Raw genomic sequence first — 9,520 nt, 5'->3', positions numbered from 1 at the left:
TACTGTCAACATAAAAAAATAAACCGGAAGTATAAAAACTTTTCGGCTCGTTTTTTTTAATCTTAGATCTATCTTTAGTTATGCGGGTTTTATTTTGTTATTGTCCCCCCTTTTGCTCACCGGTTACCATATTATGATTCTTACTGTTTCAATATTCTATAATATCATATATAATAGTCGAAGTGTAAGTATAAGTAATGTGTGATATAGGGTACTATATAAACCAACTGATTCCCAAAGGAGGCAGCATGGAGAAAGTAAAAAATAAACTAACCCCTTTCATGTTTCTTATTGCGGCAATTGCTGCAACAGCTGGGTTGCTTTTCGGGTATGATACCGGAGTGATTTCCGGTGCAATACTGTTTATCACGAAAGCGTTCCATCTTACTCATACAGTAGAAGAGTTTGTTGTTAGTGTTGTGCTTTTAGGTGCTGTTTTTGGTGCTGCAACAAGCGGGTCGGTTGCTGACAGTTTGGGTCGGCGGCTTACAATACTTATTACTTCTATTCTTTTCGCTATTGGTTCTATAGGGTGTGCGAGCGCACATAATGTGCATTTGCTTATCGCATACCGTTTTGTTATCGGGTATGCAATCGGTGTCGCGTCATATACTGCGCCACTATACATTTCTGAAATCTCTCCGCCACATATTCGTGGGGGACTCGTATCTATGAATCAGCTTATGATTACTGTCGGTATCTTTCTCTCTTATATAATAGACTATTCGTTTTCTAATACTGAAGGATGGCGATGGATGCTAGTTATCGGTGTTGTTCCTGCGTGTATACTTTTTATTGGAATGCTCTTTTTGCCTGAAACACCACGATGGTTGCTCAGCCGGAAAAAGAATGATAAGGCGAGTTCTATTTTAAAGAAAATACTTAATAAAGATAATGTTGAACCTGAAGTAGAGGAAATTACGGCGAGTTTTGCCAAAAAAGAAGGTTCATGGAAAGATTTGTTTGCTCCATGGATGCGGCCAGCTCTGATCGTTGGTTTTATGCTCGCGTTTCTTCAGCAGTTTACCGGTATCAATACCGTTATATATTATGCGCCAACAATATTTCAATTTGCTGGTTTTGAAACAGCTCAAGTAGCTATACTTGCTACTGCCGGTGTTGGTCTCGTAAATATGGGTATGACCGTTGTTGCAATATGGTTACTCGATAAAGTTGGTCGAAAACCGCTTCTATATGTTGGTATGGCTGGGATGACGCTGAGCTTAGGTGTGTTAGGTCTTGCATTTAAATTTACCGCGCTTTCAGGTGCACTAAAGTGGATTGCTGTTGGTAGCCTTGTTGTATATGTCGCGTCGTTTGCTATTAGTCTCGGTCCGATTTTCTGGCTTATGATAGCTGAAATTTATCCGTTACATATTCGTGGTCGCGCTATGAGTCTTGCGACTCTTTCATGCTGGCTGTTTAATATGATGGTTTCATCAACATTTTTAACACTCATTGATAAACTAGGAAAATCTGGTACGTTTTGGCTGTATGCAATTGTTGCGGGATTAGGAATTATTTTCTGTTATTTCTATGTGCCTGAAACAAAGGGGCATACACTGGAAGAAATTGAAGAACATCTGAGAAGCAGAAAACATCTCGGGCATTTAGGGGTCAAGGAACTATAATCAGACTAATTTGGCTGAGACGATTTTGGAGCGAAACAAGGAACGAAGAGTGCCGCGTATCCACTGTGGTACGTTAAGGAGGAGCAACGAAGCAGACGGCCAAAGATGAGTCTCCAAATTGGTCATATTATAGTTTCTTAACCCCTTGGGGCAATAGGGTTATAAAGGAGTGTAGATGAAACGTTTTTTTTCATGGCAAGTAATGCTGGGAGTAATATTAATTCTGTTATCAACTATTTTTTATTTGGTGCATTATGCAATATTTCGTGATGCGCATCATATATTTATCTATCTTATAGGTGATGTTGCCTTCGCTTTTCTTGAGGTTCTCCTGGTAACTCTCATTATTCATCAATTGCTTACCTACAGAGAAAAGAAAACCATGCTGAAAAAACTGAACATGGTAATAGGTGTGTTTTTTAGCGAAGTAGGTTACGACCTTATAAAGATCTTTGCAACATTTGATCTTGGGTTTAAAGATGTGGCAAAGAGCCTCATTGTGTCTAATCAGTGGTCTGAGAAAAAATTCATCAGCATGTCTGATGACCTGCTGAATTATAACTGTTCAATCGACAGTACAAAAGGTGATCTCGACGCATTAAAAGGTTTTCTTAAAGAAAAACGTGATTTTCTTCTTACTCTTTTGGAAAACCCTAATCTGCTTGAACATGAAACATTCTCAAATTTGTTGTGGGCAGTGTTCCATATTACCGAAGAGCTTGTGCACAGGACAGCTTTAAATGATAAGCCTGAAAGTGATTGCGAACATTTGTCCGGAGATATTAAGCGAGCGTATCAGCTGCTCATTATTGAATGGCTGGTATATATGCAACATTTAAAGAGTGATTATCCGTATCTTTTTTCACTTGCGGTAAGAACGAATCCGTTTGACCCTCAAGCACAGGTAGAAGTAAACTAATAGTAATATTAATAACTCCATATGAAAGGAGCAACATATGGCTGAAACAAAATTTTCATTGGGTGATGCCCTGCAGTTTGGTTGGAATGCAATGAAAGACAATCTGCTGTACTTTGTTGGTGTTATCATTGTTGCGGTGCTGCCGAGTGTTATATTAAGTATACTTGAAGGCCTGGTCCCATCTCTTTCTATTGTATGGCAAGTTGCTTCTTTTCTGGTTAATATTATGATCGGTATATGGTTTATTAAGATTGCTCTCGGTATGTGTGACGGAGTTAAGGTGTCTTTTGGTGAACTATTATCATGTGGGTCACTATTCATTAATTATGCCGCTGCGTCAATTGTCTTTATGATACTCGTAACAATTGGCTTTATCCTGTTAATTGTTCCTGGTATTATCGTTGCTATTGCATGCATGTTTTTTACCTATCTGATCGTTGATAAAAATATGGGGCCGATTGAATCACTCAAAAAAAGTGCCGCGATAACAAAAGGTGCGCGTTTTGACTTGTTTGTTTTTATTATCGTATTGGGGATTATTAATATTATTGGTGCGTTATGTTTGGGGATCGGTCTTTTTGTTACAGCACCGACGACAATGGTTGCAATGGCGTATGTGTATAGGCAATTAGTGAAAGAGGATGCCCCGTCTCAAACCGTTCAATCGGTTGAAGATGCGCCTGCGGAGCAAGCCTAATACATAAGGTTTTTTAGGTATATTATTGTTTCTTAACCCTTAATAGGTGTGTATATGTCTGACGAACTTGTTACAATTGCTACTTTCGATAAATCGTTTGAAGCCCATATGTATAAATCAAAACTTGAGGCGGCTGGTATAGAGTGTTTCCTCGCGGATGAGAATATTGTTGGGCTGAATTGGTTTTTATCGCCTGCTGTAGGGTTTATAAAGTTGCAGGTGCGTGAGTCAGATATTGCGCGGGCGCAAAATGTTATGGATGAAAAAATTGATATGGATGATGCTGAGATAGCCGAAAATGGTAATGAGGAGGAATGAACATGGATAAAGCAGAGTTAAAGACTAAGATCAAAGAAGTAGTTGATAGTAATCATCTTGCAGCCGTTGCGACATTAGAAAACGGTAAGCCGTGGGTGAGATATATGGGTATACAAATAGATGATGATCTCTGTTGTTATGCGCCAACATTTGCACAGTCACGTAAAGTCTTACAGATAAAGAATAATAATAGTGTGCATATTACCGCTGGTGGTGATCCAAATAATTGGATGATACCATATGTAAATATTGTTGCTACAGGTGAGATTCTCGATGATGCTGATTCGAAGAATAAAGTATGGCAGGATGTGTTAAAAAATTTCTTTTCAGGTCCGGATGATCCAAACTATGTTGTTTTAAAAGCAACACCTCAAGTAATAGAATATATGATACCTGGAAGTATGGAGCCAGTTGTGTATACTCCAGATGAATAACCAGTAATAGGCTATGTGCTCATCAAATAATGATGGGCACATTGTGTCTTTATGTGAAATATGAATTTAAGGGTTGTTAGTAACAATATGCGTTTTATTATTTCTTGTTTATGTATAGCAATAAGTGTTTGTGTTAGTTCATGTGCTATCAATCCTCTTCCAAAGAAAACAGATTTCGTAAATGTTCAAAGTGTTATCCCTTCTATTATTGTTGATTTGAAATATGCCACAAAAGATAATTTTACCCATCAAGTATTGTATGCAACAGATACCTGTTATTTGAGACGTGGGACAGCATACAAATTGCAAGAAGTGCACTATATTCTTAAGAAAAAGGGGTTTGGACTAAAGATATTTGATGGATATCGGCCGCTGTATGTTCAGAAGAAGCTTTGGAAAATGTTTCCTGACCTGAATTATGTCGCTGATCCCGCAAAAGGGTCATTTCATAACCGGGGGGCAGCCGTTGATGTAACTCTCGTTACACCCGACGGTAAAGAAGTTCCTATGGGTACAGAATTTGATGATTTTACCCAAAAAGCACATCTATCATGTACGGATTTACCTGAAAATGTCATTAATAATAGGATACTTTTGGTTCGGACAATGATACGATGTGGTTTCATCCCGCACGAAACTGAATGGTGGCATTTTACCGATAGAAGCTGGAGACTCTACGATATCGAAAATACCGACCCGAAAGAATTTGAGGGCATCTAATAATTTTTTAAATATAGATCGTACGCTGTAGTGCGAATAAGACTAATGGAGGATAGTATGAGTGGTGTATTTGGTGTTGTATCAAAAGGTGATTGTTCAGAAATATTACTGTATGGGACAGATTATCATTCTCATTTAGGTACAGAATTTGGCGGTATGGCAATTTTAGGTGAGACGTTTCAAAGACAAATTCATAATATCAGCTATAGTCAGTTTAAATCAAAGTTTTATGAAGATACAAAATGTATGACCGGTAAAAAAGGTATCGGCGTTATTTCAGATAGTAATGAACAGCCGATGTATATTAATTCAAAGTTCGGTCCGTTTTGCATTGTGACAAGCGGATTGATCGAAAACAGTGATGAACTTGCAAACAAACTTATGCAGCAGGGACATTCGTTTAGCGAGATGAGTAAAAGCGGTGTTAATGTTACTGAGCTTATCGCAAAAATAATTACTGTTGGTAGTGACATAATTAATGGTATTGAAAAGGTGTTTGAAGCAATAGAGGGATCATGCTCAATGTTGCTTTTACATAAAGACGGTATATATGCTGCACGTGACAAAAGAGGGTATACACCGCTTATTATCGGTTCGAGAGAAGACGCCTACGCAGTGACATCTGAAACTAGCGCGTTTACAAATATAGGGTTTAAAACCGAAAAGTTTCTTGAGCCAGGTGAAATTGTGCTTATCAGTGAAGACGGTCTTGTGCAAAAGAAACAAGGTGAAAGCATTAATCAGGTCTGTACGTTCTTATGGATCTATGCCGGGTTTCCTGCTTCTGATTATGAAGGGATTAATACTGAGGTCGTTAGAGAACGATGCGGGAAAAGTCTTGCTCGTCGAGATAAAGATATTGAAGTAGATGTTGTTGCAGGGATACCTGACTCGGGACTCGCTCATGCAATAGGGTATGCAATGGAATCAGGTAAACCGTATCGCCGGCCGCTCGTAAAATATACGCCCGGGTATGGAAGAAGCTATACTCCGCCTCTACAGGAAAAACGTGATCTTATTGCAACAATGAAATTGATACCAATTAAAGAGATTATTGATGGTAACAGAATAGTAATATGTGAAGACTCTATTGTTCGTGGTACGCAACTCAAAAACTTTACGATAAATAAACTAAAGCAATGCGGTGCAAAAGAAATACATGTTCGTTCGGCATGTCCTCCTCTTTTGTATCCGTGTAAATTTTGTTTGTCGACACGTACGATACACGAGCTTGTTGCACGTAAAGCTATAAGAAGTATTGAAGGGCAGGATATAGCTGATGTGTCAGAATATATTGATCCGACAACTGAGAAACATAAGAAAATGGTCGAGTGGATAACAGAAGATATTAAGGCGACGACAATCAGGTATCAGACACTTGAAGATATGCTTGATGCTGTCGGGCTTCCTGAAGATAAGGTGTGTACCTATTGCTGGACAGGTAAATGTCCTTCAAAAAACACTTGTACAACCGCGCCAAAACAGCAGAAGACAACGGTGAAATAGTCGTTTAGGAACACAAATTTGTTTTAAAAAGAATTCTTTTGACAAAGAGGGTAATTTTTTCCACAATACAGGTAGAGGGTCAATACATGCCTACTATCCTCTTTTCATGAGAGGATTTTTATTATAGAGAGTAAAGAGGGAACACGATGGATTATCAGGTAGTTGCACGACGGTTTCGTCCACAGAAGTTTCAAGATATTGTTGGGCAGGGTGCGATTGTTCAAACGCTCAAAAATGCGATTAAAATGAATCGTATTGCGCATGCATATCTTTTTTCCGGTCCTCGCGGTATTGGTAAAACAACCATAGCACGTGTTTTTGCTAAAGCGTTAAATTGTAAAGACGGGCCGACAGAAAATCCGTGTGGTACTTGTCCAAACTGCGTAGAAATTGCTCAAGGTTCATCAATGGATGTGTTGGAGATTGATGGTGCGTCAAATACCGGTGTTGATCACATCAGGGATATAAAAGAAAATGTTCAGTATTCGCCGGCAATGTGTAAATATAAGATTTATATCATTGATGAAGTGCATATGCTTTCGACAGCGGCTTTTAATGCGCTATTAAAAACACTTGAAGAACCACCTTCACATGTAAAGTTTTTCTTTGCAACAACCGAACGCGAAAAACTTCCCGCAACAATTCTTTCACGATGTCAAAAGTTTGAACTGAGACGTATTACGCAAAAAGATATTGTTGCACGACTTTCAATGATAACGAAAACTGAAGGTGTTGCGATAGATGAAGGATCGCTCGGGGCTATTGCACGTGCAGGGTTAGGAAGTATGCGTGACTCTGAATCAGTACTTGAACAGTTGTTTTCGTTTTGCGGTAAGGAAATTGCTTATGAACATGTCTCAGAAGTTCTTGGTCTTGTTGAAGAAGATATATATTTTGATGTTGCTGATAGTGTGAGTAAAAGTGATTGTAATGCGTGCCTTCAGCTTGTAAAAAATGTTATTGAAGAAGGTAAAGATCTCGGAAAATTTCTTGTTGGTCTTACCGATCACTTTAGAAAACTGATGGTCTTAAAAATATCAAAAAACAATACATCGCTTTTTGATGCGCCGCGTGAAACATTAGCGAAATTAACTGTGCAGGAAAAACTTTTTTCTGAAGGTGAATTGTGCGCTATTACCGAGTTGTGTTCTCGAACAGAATCAGAAATAAAGCGTACAATATCAATGCGTGTACTCGTTGAAATGCTACTTATCAGAATGGCGCATATGAGAGGTAAACTTTCAATTACTGAATTAATAGATAAAGTAGAAAATCTATCAAAATCATTGCCGATACAAACAGCGATAAAAGAGATGCCCCCAATATCTCAAGCAGTGCCTCCAAAAGAGAAACGTCCATCAACCATTGTTCGTGCAGAAAAAGAGTATTTAGAAACACCGGCTAAACAGGATCCAAATACAACTGGTGAAATGTCTATTGCTCCAGATGTTGATATGCTTATTATTCACGATGTGTGGGAACAGGTAGTAAAAGAATTTGCGAAAGAGCATCCGATATTAAAGACATTTCTTACTGAAGGTAAAGTCTTGGGTTTTGAGGACGGGACACTTATGGTTGGGTTCACCCACGAGAATATTTTTCATAAAGAGGCCCTGTCCGACCAGAAGAACCTTGCTTTAGTGCAGAAAAAACTATCTGATAAATTGGGGCATCGTATACGGTTACATCTTGACCTTATCGAATATGAAAAAGAAAAAGTCACTACCGGTGCTAAAAAACGATATGTTGCAGGTGCGGCTTCGAATAAACCTGCCCCGGATGTGAAAGATGCAGAAATCGTTAATCATCCTCACGTAAAAGAAGTATTAGATATTTTTGAAGGTAAAGTAGTAAAAGTCAAAAAAGAGTGACTTCGGTAGCTTCGCTACGTTTAATTAATAACAATTGTAATTGTAAACACAATCAGAATTAAGAAGGAGGAATAAGATGGCTGGAATGGCAGATATGATGAAAGATGCATTTAAGATGCGTGGAGAAATGAAAAAAGTACAAAAAGTGCTTGGACAAATTGAAGCAGAAGGTAACGCATCAGGCGTTAAGGTTAAAGCGACCGGCGACCAAAAAATAACGAGTATTGAGATTGATGAGAGCCTTTTAGTAGCTGGTAACGCTAAAAAAATTGGTGAGCAGGTTAAAACTGCTACAAACATTGCATTAAACGGTGCAAAGAAAATAGCTCAAAACGAGATGAAAAGCATGACCGGTATTAACCTACCTGGTTTTGGTGGCTGACGCGATCAGTTTTATTATTAATATTGAAATCGTTTTGCGATAACCGAACACTGAGAACAAATAATATTAAAAAAGTAAAGTGAGCGAAGCTCATGATTTATCCTGAATCGATTACAAAACTTATTGAAGAGTTTGGGAAACTTCCCGGCATAGGTAATAGAACTGCTGAACGGTTAGCACTCTTTATTAATGATACTTCAAAAGAACAAGCTGAACGATTATCTGATGCAATAACCGATGTAAAAGAAAAAATCTGTCAATGTTCACAGTGTAACAATATCAGTGAAGTTGATCCCTGTATGATATGTACTGATCCTGTACGAGATAAAGAAAAGCTATGTGTTGTAGAAGACACAAAAGATATTATCGCTTTAGAGCGTACAAGGAGTTTTGCAGGTGTATATCATGTTCTTATGGGGAAGATATCTCCCTTAAAAGGTATCGGTCCTGAACACATAAAGATCGATCAACTTGTTTGTCGCATTAATTCCACGAAACCAAGAGAAGTAATTATTGCGACCGGAGCAGATATTGAAGGTGAAGCAACAGCATTGTACCTAGCAAAAGTATTAAAGAATAATAGTAATGATCTGATCGTATCTCGTATAGCATACGGACTACCTGTTGGCGGTTCACTAGAATTTGCCAATGATATTACCATTACCCGTGCAATGGAAGGTCGCAAAGAATTATCCTAACCTTGAGTAAAAGGGATTATGTAGGGCAGGGCTTCAGTCCTGCGAATCTTTCCTTGTCCCCATGTTTTTTTACTTGTTACCAACTAATCAAACTAAATATTGACAGAAATACCCCTCTGTGTGATTATTGAAACTCGTTTTCAATAGCATCTTCAACATCTACGGCATCTACGGCATCTTCGATGCTTTTATTGTTTAGGCTCAAGGTTAATGATGTTGGTAGCAGGAAAGTAAAAGTGCCGAAGGCACCTTCGATGCTTTTATTGTTTAGGCTCAAGGTTAATGATGTTGATAGCAGGAAAGTAAAAGTGCCGAAGGCACCTTCGATGCTTTTATTGTTTAGG

The 9,520-nt window shown here is 38.4% G+C and carries 10 protein-coding genes; all 10 read left to right on the top strand.

Going from position 1 to position 9,520, the window contains the following annotated elements; all coding sequences use genetic code 11:
- Window positions 1–248 precede the first annotated feature (248 nt).
- The 10 genes from P9M13_08620 to recR all read left to right on the top strand — a co-directional run bounded on the left by P9M13_08620 (window position 249) and on the right by recR (window position 9,176).
- Window positions 249–1,631: a sugar porter family MFS transporter gene (locus P9M13_08620; protein ID MDP8263352.1), complete on the top strand. Its 1,383-nt coding sequence runs from the start codon at window positions 249–251 to the stop codon at window positions 1,629–1,631.
- A gap of 175 nt (window positions 1,632–1,806) precedes the next feature.
- Entirely contained in the window at window positions 1,807–2,550 is a 744-nt protein-coding gene (locus P9M13_08615; protein MDP8263351.1) for a hypothetical protein, read from the top strand.
- Between the two features lie 37 nt (window positions 2,551–2,587).
- Window positions 2,588–3,247, top strand: coding sequence for a hypothetical protein (locus tag P9M13_08610; GenBank protein MDP8263350.1), 660 nt, complete (start codon window positions 2,588–2,590; stop codon window positions 3,245–3,247).
- Window positions 3,248–3,301: 54 nt separating this feature from the next.
- Window positions 3,302–3,565: a DUF2007 domain-containing protein gene (locus P9M13_08605; GenBank protein MDP8263349.1), complete on the top strand. Its 264-nt coding sequence runs from the start codon at window positions 3,302–3,304 to the stop codon at window positions 3,563–3,565.
- Window positions 3,566–3,567: 2 nt separating this feature from the next.
- Entirely contained in the window at window positions 3,568–3,999 is a 432-nt protein-coding gene (locus P9M13_08600) for a pyridoxamine 5'-phosphate oxidase family protein (GenBank protein MDP8263348.1), read from the top strand.
- Window positions 4,000–4,086: 87 nt separating this feature from the next.
- Window positions 4,087–4,719, top strand: coding sequence for a M15 family metallopeptidase (locus P9M13_08595; GenBank protein MDP8263347.1), 633 nt, complete (start codon window positions 4,087–4,089; stop codon window positions 4,717–4,719).
- Window positions 4,720–4,776: 57 nt separating this feature from the next.
- Window positions 4,777–6,225, top strand: a complete 1,449-nt coding sequence (locus P9M13_08590) for an amidophosphoribosyltransferase (protein ID MDP8263346.1) — start codon at window positions 4,777–4,779, stop codon at window positions 6,223–6,225.
- 146 nt (window positions 6,226–6,371) lie between these two features.
- A complete protein-coding gene (dnaX, locus tag P9M13_08585; GenBank protein MDP8263345.1) occupies window positions 6,372–8,096 on the top strand; it encodes a DNA polymerase III subunit gamma/tau in 1,725 nt (574 codons plus the stop codon).
- 76 nt (window positions 8,097–8,172) lie between these two features.
- Window positions 8,173–8,478: a YbaB/EbfC family nucleoid-associated protein gene (locus P9M13_08580; GenBank protein ID MDP8263344.1), complete on the top strand. Its 306-nt coding sequence runs from the start codon at window positions 8,173–8,175 to the stop codon at window positions 8,476–8,478.
- 92 nt (window positions 8,479–8,570) lie between these two features.
- Window positions 8,571–9,176, top strand: a complete 606-nt coding sequence (gene recR, locus P9M13_08575; protein MDP8263343.1) for a recombination mediator RecR — start codon at window positions 8,571–8,573, stop codon at window positions 9,174–9,176.
- Window positions 9,177–9,520: the final 344 nt, after the last annotated feature.

Origin of the sequence: Candidatus Ancaeobacter aquaticus (assembly GCA_030765405.1) — a bacterium.
In the GTDB taxonomy this organism is placed as follows: Bacteria; Auribacterota; Ancaeobacteria; order Ancaeobacterales; family Ancaeobacteraceae; genus Ancaeobacter; species Ancaeobacter aquaticus.
This window is presented reverse-complemented; position numbering and strand designations above follow the sequence as displayed.

Excerpts from the sequence above, each read along its gene's own strand:
- P9M13_08620 (MDP8263352.1), top strand. The coding sequence starts at position 249 with ATGGAGAAAGTAAAAAATAAACTAACCCCTTTCATGTTTCTTATTGCG.
- P9M13_08615 (MDP8263351.1), top strand. The coding sequence starts at position 1,807 with ATGAAACGTTTTTTTTCATGGCAAGTAATGCTGGGAGTAATATTAATT.
- P9M13_08610 (MDP8263350.1), top strand. The coding sequence starts at position 2,588 with ATGGCTGAAACAAAATTTTCATTGGGTGATGCCCTGCAGTTTGGTTGG.
- P9M13_08605 (MDP8263349.1), top strand. The coding sequence starts at position 3,302 with ATGTCTGACGAACTTGTTACAATTGCTACTTTCGATAAATCGTTTGAA.
- P9M13_08600 (MDP8263348.1), top strand. The coding sequence starts at position 3,568 with ATGGATAAAGCAGAGTTAAAGACTAAGATCAAAGAAGTAGTTGATAGT.
- P9M13_08595 (MDP8263347.1), top strand. The coding sequence starts at position 4,087 with ATGCGTTTTATTATTTCTTGTTTATGTATAGCAATAAGTGTTTGTGTT.
- P9M13_08590 (MDP8263346.1), top strand. The coding sequence starts at position 4,777 with ATGAGTGGTGTATTTGGTGTTGTATCAAAAGGTGATTGTTCAGAAATA.
- dnaX (MDP8263345.1), top strand. The coding sequence starts at position 6,372 with ATGGATTATCAGGTAGTTGCACGACGGTTTCGTCCACAGAAGTTTCAA.
- P9M13_08580 (MDP8263344.1), top strand. The coding sequence starts at position 8,173 with ATGGCTGGAATGGCAGATATGATGAAAGATGCATTTAAGATGCGTGGA.
- recR (MDP8263343.1), top strand. The coding sequence starts at position 8,571 with ATGATTTATCCTGAATCGATTACAAAACTTATTGAAGAGTTTGGGAAA.